The organism is Ruegeria sp. CDSC042, assembly GCF_059610745.1.
Map to the genome: position 1 here is coordinate 1 of NZ_JBXWOF010000016.1, position 21338 is coordinate 21338.

Here is a 21338-nt window from a genome sequence, read left to right on the forward strand (position 1 = left end):
GCTCCTGTCATGTTCCAGCACGCGCTACCAGAAATGCACTCGAACTGACAGGTGGGGGCGAAGTTTGCGGCAGAACCGCGTTCAATGTGTGCTCGCTTGGTTCGGCTTATCGTCGTCTACGCATCGGTGTTTTTAAGTTTGTGACGGAGGCAAGAGTGCTTCCAGTATCTTGTTGCGCGGCGACGCGGGCGATGAGAAAGCGGGCGTCAAGGTGCGCGCAGTGTGAACGACTGGACGCTTCTGTTACCGTGATCTGCCAGGCACCGAACGGAAGCGCCCTGCCAGCGTCATGAGCACCCAACATGTGTTTCTCCCGTCACGAAATTTTGTCCAGTCCTGCCGGGACGGACAAGGGGGGCAGCACAAGAAATCGCACTTTCAGACAGGCTTGGTATGAATGATCACGGTTGTAGGCTACTCAATCGCCGTAGCGAAGCACAAGGCCTGTCGCAGGGAAGCACTCATTTCCAATGAGGTTTCCTTTTCGGCGGTCAGTAATCACGAACCCTTCAGATGCATAGAGCGCCTGAGCGGGACTGTTGCCTTCAAGGAGATCAATCTGCATGGTCCCGTTGCCTCGGCTCATGGCGTGGCGAAGAAGTGCGCGTCCAACGCCAAGACGTGAAAGCGCAGGATCGACATAGAGCCACTTTAGTTCTGTTTCGTCGAAGGCCGCAAAACCTGCTACGACGCCGTCTCGCACGGCGACCGCCAAATCCGCGTCGAACAACCCTGCATCTTCGAAGGTTTCTTCAAGGGAGCGAAAGGCGGCGACGCCGACCGTATAGGCGAGTTCGTCTTTGCGCGCCGCATCATGAATGACGCACAGACGTGGCCAATCATTTGGCTCATATGCACGGAATCGTAGTCTGTTGCCCGATGTCATGGCTTTCTGGCACTCGCAATGGATGTTTTGTCATTGGCAGTCTTCGCCTTGGCTACAGCGTTTTTACAACTGGTGGGCGTCATGCCAGTTTCCCGCTTGAAAGCGGTGTAGAACGAAGAGCGAGAGTTGAAGCCGACCTCATAAGCAATCGCCAGGACCGTCGATGCGCCTTCTTCAACCAAAGGGATGGCCTCTTTGACCCGCCAAGTGTTTACGAATTCAAAGAAGGATTGGCGAATGTGCTGGTTCAGCGTTTGGGACACATAGTTCAGCGACACGCCAATATGTGCCGACAAAGCGCTGAGTGTTAGATTAGGGTCGCGATACAAATGTTCTTTCTCCATCGCGAGAATAAGCTTACGCGCTATCCGTTCAGACTGGTCCGAACCTAAAGCGCTCTTTACATATTTTTTGCTGTGCGGCTCTTCGAGGCTTTCCAATTCCGCAGTGACGAAATCCAACTCCTTCGATGGCCTAAGCCCCCAGAGCGCAAGGGAGAGAATTACAATCAGAACCCATAGGCCATCGAGCAACGGGCCAATGGGGTCTCGTGACCCAGAAACGGCAAGCAGCTCACCGATGAGGCTTTGCAAGACATAAGTTCCCATGGCACCGGCGAGGACCGCGACCCAGCGCAATTCAAGCCCCTCGGTGCTTGAGAAATGCTGCTTGAGCAACGCAATGTGTTTTGTTTGGGTTCGGATGACCCAGAACACATAGAGCGCCCATTGGACAACAAGCGCGATGGTCAGGGCCGCGAAGCCATATATCAGGAAACCGAGACCTGGCAGGGGCTCCGGTGTGGATACTCCTGCGTACCAGACATCGCGTGATGCTTCCGGTAGCGCCATCGCGATAACTGCAAATAAGAACGCCGAGCAAGGCAATGCAAAATGAAGCGCAACCGAGCGCCTTGTCTCATACTGGCCCTTGCTCAGCGTCAACTCGCGCACATAAAGCAAGAAGACAGGCATCAGGCAAAAATTGGCAACGACACTTAACAGTGCGGTCCCATCGCGAACGGCTTGTGGAATTTCGCTGGTAAGCGTGACGAGAACCGTATCAAGCTCGCTGACAGCGAACATTACGAAAAACACCGCCAGGCTTGCCCGTGAGGACGCGCTCCACCGCTGGGACCAGCTGATCATTGCCGCCAAGACAGCGACCGCAAAAGTGGCGGCGACTGTGGCAATCAACAGGGTGTCCGGGTCAAAGGTCATAGTGCGGTCTGGCAAACTGCGTTTGGGCGGGATACCCCCAAACCCTACTTGCCAAAGTGTCTTTGCTCAACGCGTGTGCCCGTATGTCCTGTCCGCGCCGACCGGGTCGGACACAAATTTGGGGCCATGCGGACGATACCGCAGCGTAAAAATGCCATGTGGGGGCTGCAGGCCGCATCCTACGGCCCCGAACATGCGAAAGGGCTGCCCCAAAATGTCACGCGATCCTGACCCCGTCACCAGTCCCGTTGGTTCGATCGTAGCACCGACCGATCCATTGGCATTTGTCGATAGTGTTTGGCTTCATGGTGCGGGTCTGGCTGGTGACACTTGGCACCCGATCACGAACGGATACACCAAGGCCTTGACACCGGACCTTCCCGGCCACGGGACCAACCCGCTCTCGCAGCCATATAGGGTAGAAGCATATGCTGAACGCTTGTCAGATAACGTGCCACCCGGATCCGTGCTCATAGGGCATTCACTTGGTGGAATGGTTGCGCTTGAACTGGCTGCCCGATTGCAGGATCGCATCAAGGCGTTAGTCTTGATCGAAGCTGTTCCGACGGTGCGTGACCGACTTGTCGGGCGATTGTCTGCGACGGTCGCAGCATCCCTGTACCGCTCGTTCCCGACGTCCTTGCTCGCGAACCTCTCTGGGTTGGGCGAAAGCCGCGATACCAAGATCGAGCTTCAGCGACAGTTGGCTCAGATGGATCGGCGGCGGATTTCGGCAGCGCTGGAGGCCGCATCCCTTTATGACGGACGCCTACGCCTCGCTGCGATAGCTGTTCCAACCCTCATTATCGTCAGTAAACGAAACTCGGCGACGCATCACGGCGCGGGCCTTTTGGCCCAACGTATCCGCGGGGCTGAATACGTGAAGCTGCCGGGCGGGCACATGTTACATACCGACAATCCCGTCCAACTCAGACGAAGCATCAGCGGTTTCCTGCGTCGCACAGGTGCAGCCGAAAGCTGAATCTTGCCGAACCAGATCAACTGTCGTGTGCGAAGACAAATCGCGGTTCTGCACGATGGAGCGCGAAAGCACAGGGTTAGCAACCATCAGCCCGGTCGGGGTCGCGCCTAACCACAAAGACATGCTTTTGGGCCGGTCGCGGTGTTTGCGCACCAAAATCGCACCCATCCGGACTAGACAGTGCTCCACCTCGGGACCGCGTGCTCCTCGCCAATAGGAAGAGACGACAGACCGAACATTTTGCGCCAACTGCAGCACAGTGCAAACACATGACAAGGCTCAAAATGACCATACCATATCAGTTTCACATGCGCCCCAGCACTGGCATGGCCATGTTAGTTGCCCTCCTGGTGCTCGGCGGGTGTGCAACCTCGACTCCGCATGCCTATGACGCTGAACAAGAGATCGAATTCCTTTATAGCCGCGCCGGGCCTCATGCGGTCACGACAACTGATATCCCGGCAACCTTTGGCCAGCCCGGGGGCCGTGTGTACCTCCCTGCGGGTCACGACGGGTCTGCTCCCCTTGTGGTCTGGCAGAACGGGACCGGTGAGCCCATTGGAACCTACGATGCCATTGCAAAGCACCTCGCCTCTTGGGGAATGGTGGTGATCGGGAGTGATGATCGGCAGATGGCCACTGGTGAACGCGCGGTGGCCATGCTCGCCAATGCCAGGCTTTGGTCGATGACTCGTAACCACCCGCTTTTTGCGCGCATAGACGCGGACACTTTCGCGCTTGTGGGATCGTCCCAGGGCGCGGTGAGCACGATCAACGCCCACACACAATATGAGACCGGACGCGGCGCGACAGCTTTGGCGATCCACGGAACGCCGACCGACGACGCCATCGCGTTCTTTCGGCTCGACATGGACTATGATGCCGGCGCGGTCACGGCTCCAACGCTGATCCTGACCGGCACCGAAGATGAATTCATCTCTCCATTGGGGCTCAACAGAGCGCTTTTTGAGGGGATGCGCGGCCCAGGTTTGCGGGTTCTCGCAGTCGCAGATGGCGCGGACCACATCGAATTGGCAAATGATGCGGGCCGGTTTCGGGGATACCTGACGGCCTGGCTGTTGTTTCAACTCCTCAACGATCCGCATGCGGCACAGGGCTTCATAGGCCGGTCGGAAATCATGTCAAACCCTGGCTGGAGTGTCGCTGATGTCTTACAATGAGTCTCATACCCTGTTCAGGGACCGCCCCCATATGAGCTACGGGCGACATCGCATTGTTCCCATGCGAGTTTACGTGCTGCTGATCGCAGGCATTGGCCTGATTTTACTTGTCCACACCGCCTACAACATGGCGTCAGAAGCGCTTGAAACTGATAAACGGCCCGAACGGGCGTCCCTTTCGACATGTCTTTCGGGGCCTGCGCCCTGTTCGGTCTTGTACCTATATCCTCTTGCGTGTCGTCGCCTACGCGACGCGACGACAAGGCAGAGCCTTCAGGCCATCTTTGTCGTCGACCGACTTCAAAATCGGAGGACATGATGAGGCTTATTATGCTGACAACCTGCTTATATTTGGGATCATTTGCCGGGTTTGACAGCCGGACCCCACCGCTTGATGGGGTCTGGCACTCGGACGGCTACGGCTTTGTTCTGGAGATCCAAAGCCACACGGCGCGCCTGTTCAGCACTGCGGAAGACCTTTGCCTTCCGGAGGTCAGTACACTCGTCCCCCTAGACGAGCTTTTACCGGGTTCCAGCTTCGCGGTGTCGGGAGACGGCCAGAGGCTCAGCATTGGATTTCCCATGGAACCCCACCGGATAAGTGCAATCCGGCTCGGGTCTCTTCCGATGCAGTGTTCAGTCGAGATGTCCACAGATGCCAACGCCGTGTTCGAGGCCTTCGTCAGGTTCTTCGATGCCAGCTATCCCTATTTTGCCCTCTACGATGTGGACTGGGACAATCGCGTCGCTGCAGCAAGACGACGAGTGAACGATGCCACAGACGACCAAGCCCTGTTCGAAGCATTGGCATGGCTGATCGCACCCATTCGAGACGCACATGTCGCGCTGATTGTTGACGTGGACGGGTCGCGTCAGATTTCGGCACCGGGCCGCGCGCGCGTTCTTCAGCATCTGCGCGACACCGCACGGGTCGAAGGTCGCGATCCTGCATCGGCAGCCCGGGAGTTTCGTTTGTCCATTTGGTATGAGAGTATCGCGACGGTCATGCTTCGCGGTACAGGTCAGATGCGCGGTAACGATCGTATTCAATATGGCATGCTAACATCTGAGGTCGGGTACCTCGCTTTCAGCGCACTGGACGGGTTCGGACCCCAAGATGCGACGCTCGAGGAAAACCTGGCAGCAACGCAAGGCATGTTGGACGTTATCCTGGACGACCTGACCTCGCTTGGGGCGCGGTCCATTGTCCTTGACCTTAGCCTGAACTTTGGCGGCAGCGACTACATCGCGCGGGAGGTTGCAAGCCGGTTCTTACGCGAGGGCGTGCATGCCTACAGCAAGTTCGCCGCCGATGCTGCGCTGCCAATCGTGACGGACGTGCGCATTGACCAAAGCCCGCGCGTTCAGTTTGACGGCGACATTTTTCTGCTGACCAGCCACATAACGGTCAGCGCAGCAGAAGTCTTGACGCTGTCTCTGCGGACCCAGCCTCACGTCACTCACGTCGGCGAGACCACGCGCGGTGCCTTGTCGGACGCATTGTCACGAACCTTGCCTAATGGATGGCAACTGAATCTATCAAACGAGGTCTATCTCGATAGCGAAGGCCAACACTGGGAAGGTCTGGGTATTCCGCCAGATATCGAGATGCAGGTGCTGTCAAACGCTGACCCAATCGCCAGTCACCAGGCAGCTATCCTAAGGCTCTTGGGAGTAGAGAGTTCTTTTTGAGAAGAGACCTTTAGCCGATGCTGAACCACCTGCGGTAAACCGCACAGTCCAACCTCAATTGAGCTGAGCGCTATCGAGACACGCAGATGAAAAACTCTGAAATTCGATCGGGCACTGCGCGGTCTTCGACCCCCACGAGACGCAGAACGGCCGCGCTTGCCGCGGCTGCATTGATCGGCTTTGGATTGTGGTGGAGTGCCACTGACCCTGCTCAGATCCAGCCGGTGGATGGTTTGCATCCTGACGAGGCAATAGCCTTCGACACTACAGCGTCGAACATGAGAGTCTTCTGGCCACCCAACGCAACAGACACTGATCTGGCGGTAACTGGGGTCGCTGTGGGGCTGGATGGAAGCATCTACATTTTGCACCGCGCAGGTCGTCCCTTCGCCGCTGGCAGAGCGCTGATACCTGACCCGGTCATTCTTCGCGTGGATGCGGACACCGGTGAAGAAATCGCACGTTTTGGCGCGGATTTGTTTGCGAGCCCACATGGGATATCGGTTGCCCATGACGGTTCGATATGGGTTGCAGACACCTCACTGAATATCGTTGTGCACCTTGATCCGCGGGGCCAACCAATTCGCAGGTACGGCGATAGCTATCCCTTCTATTTGGAGGCCCTCTTGCGTGTGCGAAACGTTTTGCCGCGACTCCCAATCCCGATGAGCGACGCAACTTTTGCGCGCCCTACCGACGTGGTTCCCCTCTCGGAGGGACGCTTTGCCGTCGTTGATGGGTACCGCAACTCCAGACTCGCCGTTTTTGACACGCAAGGACGGCTTGTCTGGCAGGTGAACAGGCGCGGGTCTGACCCAGGGGAATTCCACCTCCCACACGGTATCGCCGCGGATGCTCAGGGCAACATCTACGTCGCGGACCGCCGCAATGCGCGAGTTCAAGTCTTTTCTGAGCAGGGTCAATTGCAGCGCGTCATTAGTGGTCCATATGTTGGACGGCCCTTCGGGGTCGATGTGGACACACGCGGCTGCATGTTCTTTGCAGACGGTGGCGACACGCTTGATCTGGATCGCCACCATGTCCATTCCCGTTCCGGCAGCGGGGTTTCCATGTTTTCGGCAGACGGTGCCCTGATTGGACGCGATGACGGGCCGGATCAGGGCCAGCCCGGTTTCCAATTGCCACACGACATCGCGGTTGGAGGTGATGGACGGGTCTACGTTGCCGATCTTAATGCAGACCGTGTGTTTGCTGTGGATATGGCCGCCCCGTGCCAGAGCTAAGTGGTTCATTGAATTCGGCTCACTGCTTGGGCTGACCTCTTTTCATTTCCATGCTCTGCTATTTGTTCCGCTGGTTCCCAGAAAATGCCCACTTAAATAGGGCCAGACACCCCTTGGACAATATCCTGTCCGCGCCGAACGACACGGACGCATTGAACTTCGCAGTCTGACACGCAGAGCGCGACAGGCAAGTTGGCCTGTTATTTTTCCAATTTCGAAAAGGACACTTGATATGGCCCATTTGGACCCCAACGCCTTGAACAAGGCTCCAACAGACGCATTGACGCCATTCGCGGATAGCGGACCAGCGCCTGCCGTGTTGATGGAAATCGCGCGCGACGGGCTGTCCGTGCGAAACGCCGTAGGTACTGTTGAACTTGACGGCGATCAACCGGCCACCGCTGAAAACCGGTTCGAGATCGGATCGCAAACGAAAATGATGACGTCGGTCATCGTACAGCAGTTGGTCGGTGAAGGACTGATCGACTTTGACGCGCCGCTGGCAGATCAGATGGATTTGGCAGGCCTCGAAGACATAGCCAACATCAACAGCGTCACGGTGCGAGAATTGCTTGCCAATCGCTCCGGCATACCTGACTTTGATTCCGTGCCGGGTCAGGCCGGTCTTCCCGCCTATATCGAGCAACTGCTCTTTTCTCCCGATCAACCTCTTGGTCCAGACGGGTTGCTGGCGATTGCATCCAAACAACCTGCTTCTTTTGCGCCCGGCGAAGCCTATGAGTATTCGAACACGAACTATCTGCTTTTGCAGAAACTGATCGAACAGGCGACAGGCGACAGCTTTGGCGAATTGCTGTCGGATCGCATTTTCTCCGTTGCCGGTATGGACGATAGTATACTGGGGTCTGAGGGTGGCAATGAAGGGCTGCTGCGCTCCTACACCGAAGTCGTACCGGGGCAGCCCTTGGACGTGACAGACGCATTGCTGGACTTTGGGGCTGCGGGCGGTGTTGTATCCACCACCGCTGATATGATCAGCTTTCTTGACGCGTTGCTGGTGTCGCGGACACTGCTATCGCCCGATCAGTTGGCAGAGATGCAGGATTTCCGCGCGCCAGATGGAACACCCGGCATCAATGGGGAGAGCCTCGGCCTCTCCTCTGGCACCATCTTCGGTCAGCAGATCATCGGGTTTCAGGGCGGAACGCTGGGGACCAACACAGCGACGTTCCTTCATGTCGAATCTGGTACAATCATTTCTATCGCAGCGACGCACTCCGGAGAAGAGCCGACGGAACTGCTGGTCTCTGCATTTGCCGCTATTTTTGGTGACGACGCCTGGGCAGCGTTCGACCCATCAGATGAAAGCTTCAGCATAGAGGCCACAGCGGCTGATATCACTTTGACAGAAGACAGCGACGCCCCGGGCGGCCCAGAGACAGTCCTGGAATTGGATGGTGTTAGTCTCACCTTCGAGGGTGCGTTGGATGATCTTGATACCGGCCGGTTTACCTTCTCAGACAACTCGACCCTTTGGATCGGAAATGCAAGTGGGGATCGGTTTGATGTCATGAAGGATGCCGCCGAAGCCGCGCAAAACAACAACCAGATTATCGGGCTCGACGGCAATGACCACTTGCGCGGCGGACACGGCGACGACAACATTGATGGTGGTGCCGGGCGCGATCACCTGCGCGGCCGGGATGGTGACGACATCCTGAACGGCGGTGCGGGAAACGACATCCTGAATGGCGGGCACGGCGATGATCAGCTGAATGGTGGCGATGGGCGCGACTATCTACGTGGCGGCACTGGCAATGATGTGTTGGCTGGCGGCAATGGCGGCGACGTGTTGCGCGGCGGTGCCGGTGACGATGTTCTTGAGGGAGGCGCAGGCCGGGACCACATGTGGGGTGGCGCGGGCAACGACGTATTCGTGTTTCAACTCGATTCAGGTCAAGATCGGATCTTTGGGTTCAATCCTGAAGAGGACCTTTTGGATTTTTCGCAAACCGGATTGTCTTTCGAAGACTTGGAGATCACGTTTCGCGGTTCGTTCACAAAGATTAGCTATGGCGACGCGGAGGTTTCGATCTTAGGCACCTCCTGCGCGCTTTTGGCGGAAGACTGCTTCATTTTTTAGCCACCACAAATAACTAGCTGGCGCGCGTGGTTTCCGCGCGCGCCTAACCAATGTGTTCAGCGTTTGGACATTCGGGTTTCCGTGACGGTTTGACCAGCTATTGGCCCATGCCCGAACATCGGGTTCCCAGCTTTCTACCCGGTGGGATTTAACGCCACGGTCCGTTGTGCGCTGTGCCCCTGTTGCGAGGCCCCGGCTGGAGCATATGAACGCTGTCCGACTTCAGTCAAAGCGTTGACCCACTCAGCACGACAAAAGCACGGGCGCGCGACCTGCCGCGCAATCGTTTGTTGTCAGCCGCATATAGTAGCACGGACAGTCGTCGTGACCTGGCGATAAGCTACTCAATCACTTCCGTGTAGCGCGTGATCCGCATCCAATACATTTTGCATCTGGCCATTTTGGTTTGTGACCCCTGCGCGGACCCTGCCGGATACGAGATCGGCTATCATCGCAGATTCGAACCCCTCGTTCCGACCATCGTGTCCGATTGTTTTGCCCGGTTCCACAAATACCCCATGCGCAACACCGGGACTTACAGGTTTGATCATCTGCCTGGCCAAACCGGACGGCAACAGGGCATCGCTGTCCCCGTTCAAAGAGACAAGGATTGCGCGCATGATTTTAGTCAAATCCGTGGCGCTCGCCCAAAGGCCCGCGGCAGCGCTTTCAGGATGGCGCACAAAACCGCCAGGTATCGGCTGCCCATCCTTAAGGTAGCCATTCGCATGCGCCCTACGGGGTTCAAGATCAAAAGTCGCTCCTGCGGCTCCGATTGGACGCAGAACATTTGTCGTCACATACTTGCGAAAACTTTCATCCGAGACGTCCTCAATAAGGCACTGCAAAATAGTTGTCCCTCCACCACTGTAGTCGTAACGCTTGAACAACCGCCGCTCTGTGCGGACTGCGGGGGACGTCGCTGGATGTTGTCCGTTTAAGATATCTATCACGTCTGGAATGTCGTCATCGGCGCTATACCCCATAAAGCCGTGAATGTTCGTACCAGCAGTATGGGAAAGGAGGTCCGAAATCGTTGTCCTGTCACTGCGCGGACCGGTCAATTGCCAGCGCTCAAGGTACGCGTTGACCGGGTCGTGTAGGTCAAAATACCCGTCACGAACCAGCGTGAAGACCGCCAGGGCGGTCACCGTCTTGGAGCATGAAGCCACCTGAAACAGCGTCCGGTCATTGACCGGCGTACCGGGTGCGGCCATGCCGCCATGTGCCAGCCGGAGCCCATCGCTCGATAGGTCGGCAATCTGCCACCCTGTCTGATCTGCATGCCCTGCGAAGGACGCCGGTGCCAGGGCTGATGTCAGCGATGCCAGCCCGATCAGGGAAAAAACTCGTCGGTTCATTGGATTTCTCGTCATTATTTGCTTGTGGGAAGTCCGTCCAATTGGAAAGACCATCCAGCAACAATAGCGTCTCGCTGCGGGTGCATCGCCCGACCCTATAGGCACGTATAGTCCGGTGCCGCGTGGTGGGGTAGAACCGCCGCTTTGATGTCTGGTTTCGACCTCTTGATCCTCGATGAGCTGCCTATGTCCCTGTTGCCCAAACCGATTGCCAGATCCTCTCCTACCTAATCAGCGAGCTCTACGAACGAACTTCAATCATTGTCACCGCTAATCTGGCATTCAGCGAATAGCCAAGGTTGTCTTCGCGTGTCCGATTAGGCTGCGCAAAATTACAGTTTCAGCCCGCACCAGCTCCGCCATGCTGAACGGCTGCTTCGGAGACTTACGCTGCACTGCGACAACGAATCTGCTGCATTTGCAAACGAATGCTGCGTCAGCTAAATGCCAAAGTCCAAGGTCTACTCCGTCCCGCAACTTCCCCGTTCGTAGCTCTCGGGATCTCGCTATCGCAACGAATGGTCGCTAAGTGGGCTGCGACTGCAGCATCCCGAACGTGCTTCCAAGGTCGGCTTTGGGCCGCAAGCGCCTGTTACCTATGCCAGCCAAGTTTGACTGCGGCTGCATTTGTCTCAAATATCTTTGGCGAAATAGTGCAGATGTGGGCGTAACGAGGGTTGATCCTTGTACGTTGTCGTTTCTATCGGACCGTCCAACTCTACAAACCCTAGCTTGGGATACAAGTTTCTCATTTCTATATTGGGTGTGAGCGTGTCCGCAATCAGCCTTTTGAGACCCATATTGCGCGCAGCATTCTCACGCGCCTCAATCAATGCACGGCCAGTGCCCGTTCCTCTGGCTTGTTCGGTAACAAAAACTCTTTTGAGCTCGCCGGTATCTGGCCCGAGACACTTCATCATTCCGCAGCCGACAATCTCACCGGCTTCAGACCGTGCAACAACCAGACATCCCTTCGGAGGCAGATAGTCATCCGAATTTTCCCAGAATTCAGCGAGCGCACTTTGGGGTGCCGCAGGATCAATATCGAAGCCTATGGCCCGCATCCTTTGGACGATGAGTTCATAATACTGCGATAGGATTTTATTGAGCTCGCCCTTAGCTGGCAGCTCCGCACAGGTCTCAATTCTTACATCTTGCATGGGTCAACCACCTGTCCCGAAAGAACTCAATGCAAATAGGATAGGCCGGAAAAGCGGCGACGTCATCTTCGTCCGCAGTGCGGCTTTCTTTCCAGATCAGTTTCTGCATTCGGTAGCCGATGCCCGCTTCGGGGAAGCTGTATCGCGGCGTCCAGCGGGTCGGCCGATGTCTCCTACGGGCCGCCCGCGAAGACGGCCCCTCCATTCTATATCTCAATGGCTTCTGCGATGGCCAAAGCGTCTTCCAGCTTAACGCCCAAATATCGAACGGTACTGTCCATCTTGGTATGTCCCTACAGGAGCTGAACGGCCCGCAGATTGCCAGTCTTTTTGTAGATCTGTGTGACCTTGGTGCGCCGCATTGAATGCGTACCATAGGCTGTTGCCTCAAGACCTATAGATGTAACCCAATCGCGAACGATCCGTACATATTGGCGCGTTGAAATGTGTAACCGCTCGTGGAAGCGGCCTGGCCACAGAAATTCAGAGCCAACCATAAGAGGGTCCTCCATCCATTTCGCAACTGATGCTAGAGTGCTTTCCGAGATTTCAAATCGCACTGGCTTCTGCGTCTTGCTTTGCAGAACAGACGCACGTTCCTTAATCTGACCCGACGCCATCACATCCACAACTTGCATGCGAACGAGGTCACAGCCTCGAAGCTTGCTATCAATTGCCATGTTGAAAAGAGCGAGGTCTCTGTGGTTTTCGGCGAGTTCAAGGCGAACTCTTATTGCCCAGACATGTTTCGGTTTCAGTGGGCGCTTCTGTCCGACGATCCGGCCCTTGTTCCAAGCAGAGCGAAGTGCGCGAATGGCAGGTAAATTTGGTGTTTCCATGACTGATCCTCCGATCCGCCATGCCCTCCCAGAACGACAACCCGGCGTTGACGGCCAATCATATCACAGGATGCCGCATTGCATTCGAGGTCGGCTCGGAACCCGAATTGGCAAATGCTGCACTTACCATTCAATGTCAGGTGTCGGATTGAGGCGCCCAGTCATTTCTCTTCCAATTTCGGTAGAGCTTTCGCACCTTTACAAGCGATTTAGCCGGATTGACTAGGAAACTTCCGATCATTTACAGGGATAATTTGCCAGTCATTTTGTTGTCTTCGACTTTGCGAAACCGCCGTACGAGATAATCCACGAACGCGCGGGTTTTCGGCGCCAGATTGCGCCTGTCGGCAAACATTACGACGATATCTGTACTAGGTGGTGCGTATTCCGGCATAACACGGACGAGTTCCCCGGATTTGAACTTCCGGTTTGCAATGTAGCAAGGTAGTCGCGCGATCCCGATGCCAGCCAGTGCCGCTCGAAATACAACATCGGTGCTGTTCCCTTCAAAACTGCCAGTTGCTTCAAATCTTTCGCCTGACTTTGGTTCGTTACTGTTCCAAGCGTTCCGTTGGCTTCTCCCAGCAACTCTCAGGCAATTATGTTCAGCCAACTCGGCGAAATTCGTCGGCGTTCCAGAAAGCTCAAGGTATTCAGGTGAAGCACAAAGCACCCTGCGACTCCGCATAATGCGCCTGATGACCATATCTGGGTTCTGACGTTGTTCAGCAAAGCAGATCGCAGCATCAAACCCTTCACTGCGAAGATCAATCTCACGGTCGGTTAAATCTAACGATACTTGAACTTCAAGATTCTCTTCCATGAATTTAGGCAGAGCAGGTATCAGCTGTGACTTACCAAAGGCAACCGTGGATGCGACTCTGAGCACTCCGCGGGGGATACCATCAAAGTTATGGATCATCGCCTCGGCCTCTTTGAACTTGTCAGCCATCGCTTTGCACTTTTCGTAGAACGCTCGGCCTTCCAGTGTTGGGGAGATACCCGTTCTGGTGCGGTTCAGAAGCCGGTAGTGCACCTGATCTTCAAGCAATCCGATCTGCTTGCTCACAGCCGATGGGGTTTGCCCCATTGATCGCGCTGCCGCAGAGATGCTTCCCTGCTCGACAACCGTCGCAAAGATCAACATTTGCGCAGAAATATCCATCTCATGAACCTTGCTGTTCCAATCTGGCATGGGGCCCTTGCCAAATTGCCAAATTGTGAGCGCTACCAAATCCACTTATCTCTGCAGTGCAGCATAAATACTGCATCGCAGCAAGACACGAGGCAATATCATGGCAATTACACGATCAAACAGCGCGCTGGATGTCGTTTTCGAAGCTGGCCGCACGTTCTTTCATCAAAAGATAGACACGATGCGAAGGGCACAGGCCAATCGCAGGGTCTACCGCGCGACGTATTATGAGCTATCGGTGCTATCTGACCGCGACTTAACAGATCTGGGTATTCGGCGCAGTAGCATCAAAAAACTTGCTATAGAGGCTGCGTATGGCTGTTAACACCCAAACGGCTAGCTCAGATCGTGATCAGGCCATTACCTTATCAATCGCCTTCCTGGCTTGGATCAGAGCCACGGCAAATGCTGGCCTAAAGACTTTTCAAATGGCCAGAATGCTCTCCACTCTTTCGAGTATGAGCGACTACCAGCTCGCTCAGATCGGAATTTCGCGATCCGATATCCCGGAATATGCCGCAAAATTAATGGCTGACGATTAGAGAAGTAGACCCTCAGGACAGAAGATTGCACGAAATTTGCTGGTCCTCGCTCCTCCCAGAGTAAGCCAGCAAAAGCGGCGGCGAAAAAGCCAACAGGGAGCGCCAACGCAAAGGGCCAGCATTTTCACCTCCTCCCGAAAATGCTGGCCCAAACCAAACTGCCAAGCAGGAGCTCCGAAAAATGACCGGTGAAAGAACTTTACACGATCCGGTCGTCCGTCGTCTCCGTTTCAGCGATCAAAATGACATCTGTTAACATTTTCTTCAGTTAGATAATCAAACCCGGCGGGCGCGTTTTTGTGGAGCCATCGGCAACAAAGGAGTCTTGAGTTACGCACAGAATGTCCTTCGTTACGACGGTATCGCTTGTGGGGCGTTTGTCTGTGGGTAATTGGGGGCCTTGTGGAATTGCGCGGTCTCTTTCATTCATGGCCAGCAACAACCGAGGCTGCGTTTTCTGTCGAGACCGAGTGCCAAAGTATCGGGATTGGGGCGACAACCGGCATGATCCGCCGGAACGGGTCTGGGAGCAGCTGGGGAGCATAGACATACTTCTGCTGCCGCTTGATGATTCAGGGCATGTCATGGGGTACCCAATGGCTGAAAGGGTTATCCGGCGGACAGCGGCGCGGGTCATCATCCCGCACCACTACTTCATCTGGAATGTTGTCCTGCGCCAAAGTACACTCTTTTCCGTAGACAACTAGCTTGCGGAGCAGCCGAACGTCCAGCATCTGAAAAGTGCGAAAGCAAGCTATTGCGCGGCCAGCCTTCCATCAGTTCCCCGGATTGACAACTTTGGTTATCACGTTGCCTTTGATGTCGACGCTTGGCACCGGGACAATGGGAAGAACGTTCAGTCAACCGGGTAACCGCCCAAATACTGCCGTCTACACCTTCAGAGCCCTGAAACAATTACTCCATTATGGCGCGAATGGGAGTCAGTCTAAAATATGCGGGACTACTTCAATAGATGCGTGTCGGGGTTACGAAAACCCCGCTCATGACTTGACCGAATGGTTTCCGTCGGCTCCGCGATGCTGTGATCTTTTTGTGGCGTCAGCGGTAATCTCATCTAAGAAACGAGGTCAGTCGTCGAAGCGACCTAGCTCTGTATTTTTCCTCAGCACACCCGCCGGGAAGACGCGACCATTCATAACACCCCAAACGCCCGATTCCAGAAGCTGAGCTGCGATAACCGCGCCGCCGAGATTGAAGTCTCCATCTGACGCCGAAAGTGAAAACGGTCGCATTGCGCCTGTCAAGACAACGGTTTTGTCTGGAATCTGACCATCCAGAAACTGGGCTGTCACATCCATAGTCCCTGTTCCGTGCGTGATAACCAAAGCGTTTTCAGTGCTGTTGGAAGCGGCCCGAAGGATCGCCTCCCGGTCTGCATCGTCAAAATCAAGGCTGTCCTTCAACATGAGAACTTCAACGACTGGGAAGTAGCAGCGACCAATCTTCAGCATTTGAGAGAGGTGACTTTCGCCGTTGCTCCTAAAGCTCAGAGCCTCGGTTCGCGTGTCATGAACCTTGTCGATTGTGCCACCTGTGGCAATGATCCGAACTTCCTTCATCTAAGCGTCCAGCAGATCAAGGATGGTTTGCGCTACATAAAGGTCCTGGACAGATAGGCCGGAGCTGTCGAATACAGTGATGTCATCGTCGCCGGATCGGCCTGCCTTCAAACCTAACAGAACTTCACCAATCGCCGTCAGCTCTGCCGCATCCTTGGCATGTTGAAACTCACCGATTTGTCTCGATTGTGCGGGCAGATCGCAGAATAATCTGGCACGGTCAAAGAGTTGGGGCGGTAATTCTTGTTTCCCTGCGGAATCTGATCCCATGGAAGCGACATGTGTACCTGGTTGTACCCATGCAGCGTCGAACAATGGCGCAATTGCTGGCGTCACGGTGACAATGATATCCGCCATGCGGCACGCCTCTTCAGCCTCCATCAATTCAGCGGAAATGCCTTCTTCATTGAGCGAAGAGACGAACTGCGCGCCTTTCTCGGAATTTCTGGTAACTACCAAAACTCGTTGCAGGTCACGGATACGAGCGAGAGCTCTCACCTCGTACTCAGCCTGATGACCTGCTCCAAACACGGCAAGCGTCTGGGCATCAGAGCGGGCAAGAGCATTGGCGGCGACTGCATTGGACGCTGCTGTTCGGTAAGCATTGAGCTTTCCGGCCTCAACCGCAGCTCCTATGCGTCCACAGCTTTGATCGAACAACAGAATGATCGAGTTGTGACGCGGCATGCCAAGCGCATCATTGCCAGGCCAATAAGAACCGACTTTAAGGCCTGCTAACTCCGCGACAGCAGAAGACTTGATAGCATAGCTATTGGTGGGTTCGCTCCCATGCGCCAGAACTACGGGAAAAATCGTGGCACGTTCGCTCGCAGCTATCAGAGCTGATTTAACGGCATCATAAGCCATTTCATGGGACGCAAGCTTAGCCGAAACCTCTTCGGGGATGTAACGCATGGGTGTTTCTCCTACCAACCGCCGAACCTTGGCCAGACATGCAAGTCAGCCTCGTGATTTGCGGGAATGACGTTGTATTCAGTGAATTGCGCGGCCATGGCACAGGCATGGTTTGGCAAAATGCGAAGGCGGGTGCCCAAAGGGAGGTCGGGCAACTCACGTTCGCTGCCTGGCCAGCGCGCGATGATTCCATGTTCCTGATTTGCTTTAATGACAATTAGGTCGGGGATCACGTGTCCGGCTTCATCACATACGACGCCATAGCCCTGATCGATACGTTGGTTTGCCGTGCCACGATCTTGCGACAATGCCATCCATCCCGCATCTACGATGGTCCAACCTTTTTGGTGTTGGTGACCGAGAACAGTTGTGAGGACAGAAAGTGCGATGTCATCAAGATCGCAAACACCGATTCCCGCCTGAACCAGATCGAAAAACGCATAAACGCCTGCGCGGACTTCGGTGACACCATCCAGTTTGCTGGCAGAATGTGCAGTTGGCGTAGATCCGATACTCACGACGGGGCAAGGCATGCCAGCATCTTGCAATGCATTGGCAGACTGAACGGCAGCGTCACGTTCTTGTTTGGCAAAAATCTCATGACCATGGCGGCCTTGGATTTCATAGCTTTCACCCGCATGGGTGAGCACACCGCGAAGCTCAGCTGCCCCATCATGCAACACGCGACCGATCTCAAGCAAAACTGGGTCTCCGGGAACAACCCCGCTACGGTGACCGTCGCAATCCAGCTCGATAAGCGCAGGAATGGCCAATCCCAGACGGGCAGAAGCATCTGCGACGGCCTGGGCTTGCGCGACACTGTCGAGAACGACGGCGAGATCACAACCCTTAGAGCGAATGGCCGCTACTCGGTCGAGCTTCTGAGGCGTGATCCCCACGGCATAGATGATGTCTTTGACCCCTGCCTCGGCAAAAACTTCGGCTTCAATGAGAGTCGAAACTGTGGCCGGACCAGACCCGTCTGTCAGTATACGGCGCGAGATTTCTGTAGATTTCACGGTTTTTAAATGTGGGCGCAAAGAAACACCCAAGCCGTCTACCTGTTTGGCAAGACGTTGGATGTTCCGCATCATCTTGGTTTCATCAAGAACGAGTGCAGGGGTCTGCAAATTCTTGAGTTGGGTTTCTTCGAATGACATTGCGACTCCTTTGCGTAATGTCAGACTTTTAGCGGAAATTTTCGTCAGCCTCTATTAACATGAACTGCATCTTGCATTAAGCTGAACTTAATGCTTGAAACACCTGATCTAAAGTTCTTCACAACTTTGGCCGCGGCACCATCACTGGCAGCGGCTGCACGTGAATTAGAAGTGACGCCGTCTGCGGTTTCGCAACGCTTAGCACAGATCGAGGCTCGGCTTGGTCTGCGTTTGGTCGAAAGGGGTCGCGGCCCAGTCGTATTGACTGCAGAAGGGGACAGGCTTGCACGCCGTGCCAAGACGGTTCTTACCGATCTGTCACGCCTAAACGATGAACTTGTGGGTTTACGCGGGGACGTAGCTGGCCCCCTTCGTATCATCGCACCCTTTGGTTTTGGCCGTATCCACATCGCCCCAATCATCGGAAAACTTGTCCTGGAGTTTCCTAGCATAACACCAGACCTCGTGTTGAGCGATGACCCCTACGGCGCTGCTGCCTCCGACAATTGGGATATAATCATCCACATCGGCCAACTCGCTGATTCCACATTGATTCAGCGAAAACTCGTATCAAATAGAAGGTTCCTTTGTGCAACACCGGATTACCTCAAAGTGCATGGAGAACCACGTCACCCTCAAGAGCTTCTTAAGCATGCTTGTGGTGTAATACGCGAGGATCAGGCTGATGTTACAATGTGGGGTTTTAAGGACCCAAAAGGCTCTCGCCACTCGGTCCGAATTCGCCCGGCCTTTGCCAGCAACGATGGTGAGGTGGTCAAGGCTTGGGCCTGTCAGGGGCTGGGAATTGTAATGCGCTCGGAATGGAGCATTGCAAGGGAACTAAGAGAAAATAAGCTGAGGCTTGTCATGGAAGAATACACGCTTTCAAGCGCTGACGTTATTGCGCTTGTTAGTCCCAAATCACTTAGAACGAAACGTGTTGAGCGCCTCATAGACAAACTCATTGAGGAAGGATGTGTCGCAAACTCTGGGGTCTAGTTGACGAGCATGCATGATCTGAGGTTTTTACTGGTCGAATAATTTTCGAACAGGTTACCTGAGCATGATCTTGTTAAAGGGCTGTCATTTCCCCAAGGACGCAGTTTTGTACGCTGTTTTCTTCTATCTGCGGTACACGGTGTCCTTTCGTGACTTGGAAGAGATCATGGCTGAGCGCGGTATCCGAGTTGACCATGCCACGTTGAAAAGGTGGGTGGTGAAATACTCGAAGAGTAACACGCTAAAACGAGGCTTCCCGATCGCAAATTAGCGAAGATTGAGACCCAATGACAATGAACTTGGGCCGGAACGGACCTACCCTATGTTCACCAGGTTGTTCTTTGTATCACGGGAGTTCGTAGTCCAGTTCAAACCACTCAAATAATCAACGCGTGGAATTGGAGCTATCCTGTTGCAGTCGACTAATCTGACAAAAGCAGCAAAGAAATTGACCAGGATTCCAGAGAATTCACGATAGCACTACACTACATGTTTCTTGTCTCCGGGTGAAAAGCTTGATGGTCAGTGCGTTTGTTAATCAGTGAAAAAAAGAAGCTTAGAGAATCCCGGAGACACCGCACAACTGTAGCCGCAGCCGCTTGTGCATAAGTAGGAGAACCATGCATGCCTGAAACAACCTATTGGTTGCGGCAACACGCGGTTGAGTTGCACAACTTAGGCATCCTGGATTTAACTGATCCTAAGGCCTATCCAATTTGGCTGGCAGCTGATCTGATAGATCAATTAGAGGCGCAGCTTGCCCAGTACATATCAGGTACTTTGATTGTTGAGCCAAAGAGTGCCGAGCACGCGCAAGCGATGATTAACGAGGCCGTTGCCTATATCAATTCCGAAAAAAACTGTTTTGAGTTGCCAGAGACTACGTCTTGACTGCAGTTCAACATCACATTCGAGCCTTTTAATAGCCCAAAATACTACACTTGCCGCGATGATGTCTTTGCGCCGAGCGCTATGCAGGGAACCAAGATGCAGGGGATGAGCGTGACCAGCCCTGCAATTCCCAAGAATGCCGAGGCTAGATTGATGCTGTCAGATGTGAAGCCAATGAGTATTGGACCAACAACATAAGCTATGTTCCCTATTGCAGAAGCTCGGGTAATCGCGAAGACACGGTGATTGTCGGACACGTATTGCCCGAGGATGGTAAGTGCAAAGGGTGAAATCAATGCAAGAGAAAGTGACGCCATCGTAAAACCAACATAGGCTTGAGTGGGTACAGAGGCGGTTGCTGCGATCGCGAGGCTTATTGCCGCTGCAGTAGCCGCGGTAGCAAGTACGATAATCGACTTTATTCGTTGCGCTAGCCAATTCCCGGTAAGCAGTACAATACCGTTGGCCAAAGCTGCCAGTGCTGGAGCATAAGATCCTTCACCTGGATCGCCGCCCAGATCCCGCTCAATAAACAATGCTGACCAGTCGCTAGTGGGTTGTCCGGCAAGGTATTCAATAAAGATGATCGCTGACACCATTGCGAATACAAGTCCCAACCTTGAACGGCCAATCACACTATCCGTGATCTTTTTCGCAGGTTCTGCGCGCATCCAAAAGGACAAAGCTAACATGAGAACGCAAATCCCGAACAAGATGGAAAAAGTCGAATACCCTGCTTCGCGAGCCAGACCAGCCATGAAGGCGGCGACTGCGTACGAAAAGGAATAGAATGACCAGGTCATCGCCATAAGTGGTTGCTCGCGACGTGCTTCAACTTCGGAAACACGCGCGTTCGACAGCACATCACTTTGGCCAATCCAAAATGATATGAAGAAAAACGTTGCAGCCAGCCACCATATCGAAGTCACCAGACCGGGAATAAGCAGGAGCAGTGCCGCCAAGCATGTTGTGATGGACATGGAATAGGCTCTGAGCCTCTGATCGACCAAGGGTGCCGCCAGCATCCCAACCACACCGCCAATGGCTGATATCAAAAACGCGATCCCAAGTTCGGTGTCCGTAGGATCCGTCAGTTCGACAAATCCGGGTACCATCGCCGCAATTGCTCCCCACAACATACCTTGGGCTACGAATGCAACAATTGCAGGGCGCGTCTCTGCGAGCTGAATCAATCCGACCATAAGCAGCAAAACTCTTTGGAAAATGCGAAAACCACCGCCCTCAACCTTCAACTCTCGGCATAACTGGTTCAAGTGCTTTCGTTGTAAGCATGTGCTTTTCGTAGCACTCCTTCATGGCCGAGACGATCGAAGATCGCCTTATACCTTTCCAATCCACCCAGACGGAAAAAGGCGCAATACTCTAT

At 54.5% G+C, this 21338-nt stretch carries 20 protein-coding genes and 3 pseudogenes; 11 read left to right on the forward strand and 12 right to left on the reverse strand.

Annotation, left to right across the window (positions count from 1 at the left end; translation table 11 throughout):
- Positions 1-418: 418 nt before the first annotated feature.
- Together AC2FHX_RS20700 and AC2FHX_RS20705 are read right to left on the reverse strand one after the other, a co-directional pair.
- Complete coding sequence (locus tag AC2FHX_RS20700) at positions 419-886, reverse strand: GNAT family N-acetyltransferase (protein WP_496703673.1); 468 nt, start codon at positions 884-886, stop codon at positions 419-421.
- On the reverse strand, positions 883-2106 hold the full coding sequence (locus tag AC2FHX_RS20705; protein ID WP_496703671.1) for a helix-turn-helix domain-containing protein: 1224 nt from the start codon (positions 2104-2106) through the stop codon (positions 883-885). The genes AC2FHX_RS20700 and AC2FHX_RS20705 overlap by 4 nt, the downstream gene beginning before the upstream one ends.
- Positions 2107-2320: 214 nt before the next feature.
- On the opposite strand from AC2FHX_RS20705, the gene AC2FHX_RS20710 reads away from it, so the two are divergent.
- From AC2FHX_RS20710 to AC2FHX_RS20730, 5 genes are all read left to right on the forward strand, one after another.
- A complete protein-coding gene (locus AC2FHX_RS20710) occupies positions 2321-3088 on the forward strand; it encodes an alpha/beta fold hydrolase (RefSeq protein ID WP_496703669.1) in 768 nt (255 codons plus the stop codon).
- A 284-nt stretch (positions 3089-3372) separates the two neighbouring features.
- Positions 3373-4269 (forward strand): alpha/beta hydrolase family protein, encoded by an 897-nt coding sequence (locus tag AC2FHX_RS20715; protein WP_496703668.1) that lies wholly within the window; start codon positions 3373-3375, stop codon positions 4267-4269.
- 318 nt (positions 4270-4587) lie between these two features.
- The gene (locus AC2FHX_RS20720; protein WP_496703666.1) at positions 4588-5961 is read left to right on the forward strand and encodes a S41 family peptidase; all 1374 of its coding nucleotides are present in this window, start codon (positions 4588-4590) and stop codon (positions 5959-5961) included.
- Positions 5962-6047: 86 nt separating this feature from the next.
- A complete protein-coding gene (locus tag AC2FHX_RS20725) occupies positions 6048-7205 on the forward strand; it encodes a peptidyl-alpha-hydroxyglycine alpha-amidating lyase family protein (protein ID WP_496703664.1) in 1158 nt (385 codons plus the stop codon).
- A gap of 232 nt (positions 7206-7437) precedes the next feature.
- The gene (locus AC2FHX_RS20730; RefSeq protein ID WP_496703662.1) at positions 7438-9309 is read left to right on the forward strand and encodes a serine hydrolase; all 1872 of its coding nucleotides are present in this window, start codon (positions 7438-7440) and stop codon (positions 9307-9309) included.
- 344 nt (positions 9310-9653) lie between these two features.
- On the opposite strand, the gene AC2FHX_RS20735 is transcribed toward AC2FHX_RS20730, so the two are convergent.
- The 3 genes and pseudogenes from AC2FHX_RS20735 to AC2FHX_RS20745 all read right to left on the reverse strand — a co-directional run bounded on the left by AC2FHX_RS20735 (position 9654) and on the right by AC2FHX_RS20745 (position 12669).
- Positions 9654-10670 (reverse strand): serine hydrolase domain-containing protein, encoded by a 1017-nt coding sequence (locus AC2FHX_RS20735; protein WP_496703660.1) that lies wholly within the window; start codon positions 10668-10670, stop codon positions 9654-9656.
- A gap of 632 nt (positions 10671-11302) precedes the next feature.
- Complete coding sequence (locus tag AC2FHX_RS20740; RefSeq protein ID WP_496703658.1) at positions 11303-11830, reverse strand: GNAT family N-acetyltransferase; 528 nt, start codon at positions 11828-11830, stop codon at positions 11303-11305.
- A 206-nt stretch (positions 11831-12036) separates the two neighbouring features.
- A pseudogene (locus tag AC2FHX_RS20745) lies at positions 12037-12669 on the reverse strand (tyrosine-type recombinase/integrase).
- A gap of 20 nt (positions 12670-12689) precedes the next feature.
- Here AC2FHX_RS20745 and AC2FHX_RS20750 point away from each other — a divergent pair.
- Positions 12690-12821 carry a hypothetical protein gene (locus AC2FHX_RS20750; RefSeq protein ID WP_496703656.1) on the forward strand — a complete coding sequence of 44 codons (132 nt, stop codon included), beginning with the start codon at positions 12690-12692 and terminating at the stop codon, positions 12819-12821.
- Between the two features lie 89 nt (positions 12822-12910).
- Here the strand turns inward: AC2FHX_RS20750 and AC2FHX_RS20755 are convergent, their stop codons facing one another.
- Both AC2FHX_RS20755 and AC2FHX_RS20760 read right to left on the reverse strand, forming a co-directional pair.
- On the reverse strand, positions 12911-13621 hold the full coding sequence (locus tag AC2FHX_RS20755; protein WP_496703675.1) for a substrate binding domain-containing protein: 711 nt from the start codon (positions 13619-13621) through the stop codon (positions 12911-12913).
- Positions 13622-13657: 36 nt separating this feature from the next.
- Positions 13658-13864: pseudogene (locus tag AC2FHX_RS20760) on the reverse strand (LysR family transcriptional regulator); the annotation flags it as partial.
- A 181-nt stretch (positions 13865-14045) separates the two neighbouring features.
- Here AC2FHX_RS20760 and AC2FHX_RS20765 point away from each other — a divergent pair.
- Together AC2FHX_RS20765 and AC2FHX_RS20770 are read left to right on the forward strand one after the other, a co-directional pair.
- Positions 14046-14189 (forward strand): YjiS-like domain-containing protein, encoded by a 144-nt coding sequence (locus AC2FHX_RS20765; protein ID WP_496704174.1) that lies wholly within the window; start codon positions 14046-14048, stop codon positions 14187-14189.
- A 112-nt stretch (positions 14190-14301) separates the two neighbouring features.
- On the forward strand, positions 14302-14406 hold the full coding sequence (locus AC2FHX_RS20770) for a DUF1127 domain-containing protein (protein WP_496704176.1): 105 nt from the start codon (positions 14302-14304) through the stop codon (positions 14404-14406).
- Between the two features lie 572 nt (positions 14407-14978).
- Here AC2FHX_RS20770 and AC2FHX_RS20775 read toward each other — a convergent pair.
- The 4 genes from AC2FHX_RS20775 to AC2FHX_RS20790 all read right to left on the reverse strand — a co-directional run bounded on the left by AC2FHX_RS20775 (position 14979) and on the right by AC2FHX_RS20790 (position 18061).
- A complete protein-coding gene (locus AC2FHX_RS20775; protein ID WP_496703651.1) occupies positions 14979-15140 on the reverse strand; it encodes a hypothetical protein in 162 nt (53 codons plus the stop codon).
- A gap of 354 nt (positions 15141-15494) precedes the next feature.
- Positions 15495-15986, reverse strand: a complete 492-nt coding sequence (locus AC2FHX_RS20780; protein ID WP_496703649.1) for an asparaginase domain-containing protein — start codon at positions 15984-15986, stop codon at positions 15495-15497.
- Positions 15987-16901, reverse strand: a complete 915-nt coding sequence (locus AC2FHX_RS20785; RefSeq protein ID WP_496703647.1) for an ornithine cyclodeaminase family protein — start codon at positions 16899-16901, stop codon at positions 15987-15989.
- Positions 16902-16912: 11 nt separating this feature from the next.
- Entirely contained in the window at positions 16913-18061 is a 1149-nt protein-coding gene (locus tag AC2FHX_RS20790) for an alanine racemase (RefSeq protein ID WP_496703645.1), read from the reverse strand.
- Positions 18062-18151: 90 nt separating this feature from the next.
- Here AC2FHX_RS20790 and AC2FHX_RS20795 point away from each other — a divergent pair, with 90 nt between their 5' ends.
- The 3 genes and pseudogenes from AC2FHX_RS20795 to AC2FHX_RS20805 all read left to right on the forward strand — a co-directional run bounded on the left by AC2FHX_RS20795 (position 18152) and on the right by AC2FHX_RS20805 (position 19951).
- On the forward strand, positions 18152-19060 hold the full coding sequence (locus AC2FHX_RS20795) for a LysR family transcriptional regulator (RefSeq protein WP_496703644.1): 909 nt from the start codon (positions 18152-18154) through the stop codon (positions 19058-19060).
- 64 nt (positions 19061-19124) lie between these two features.
- Positions 19125-19289, forward strand: a pseudogene (locus AC2FHX_RS20800) (IS6 family transposase); the annotation flags it as partial.
- A 395-nt stretch (positions 19290-19684) separates the two neighbouring features.
- Positions 19685-19951 (forward strand): hypothetical protein, encoded by a 267-nt coding sequence (locus tag AC2FHX_RS20805; protein ID WP_496703642.1) that lies wholly within the window; start codon positions 19685-19687, stop codon positions 19949-19951.
- 44 nt (positions 19952-19995) lie between these two features.
- On the opposite strand, the gene AC2FHX_RS20810 is transcribed toward AC2FHX_RS20805, so the two are convergent.
- A complete protein-coding gene (locus AC2FHX_RS20810) occupies positions 19996-21153 on the reverse strand; it encodes an MFS transporter (RefSeq protein WP_496703640.1) in 1158 nt (385 codons plus the stop codon).
- Positions 21154-21338 lie beyond the last annotated feature (185 nt).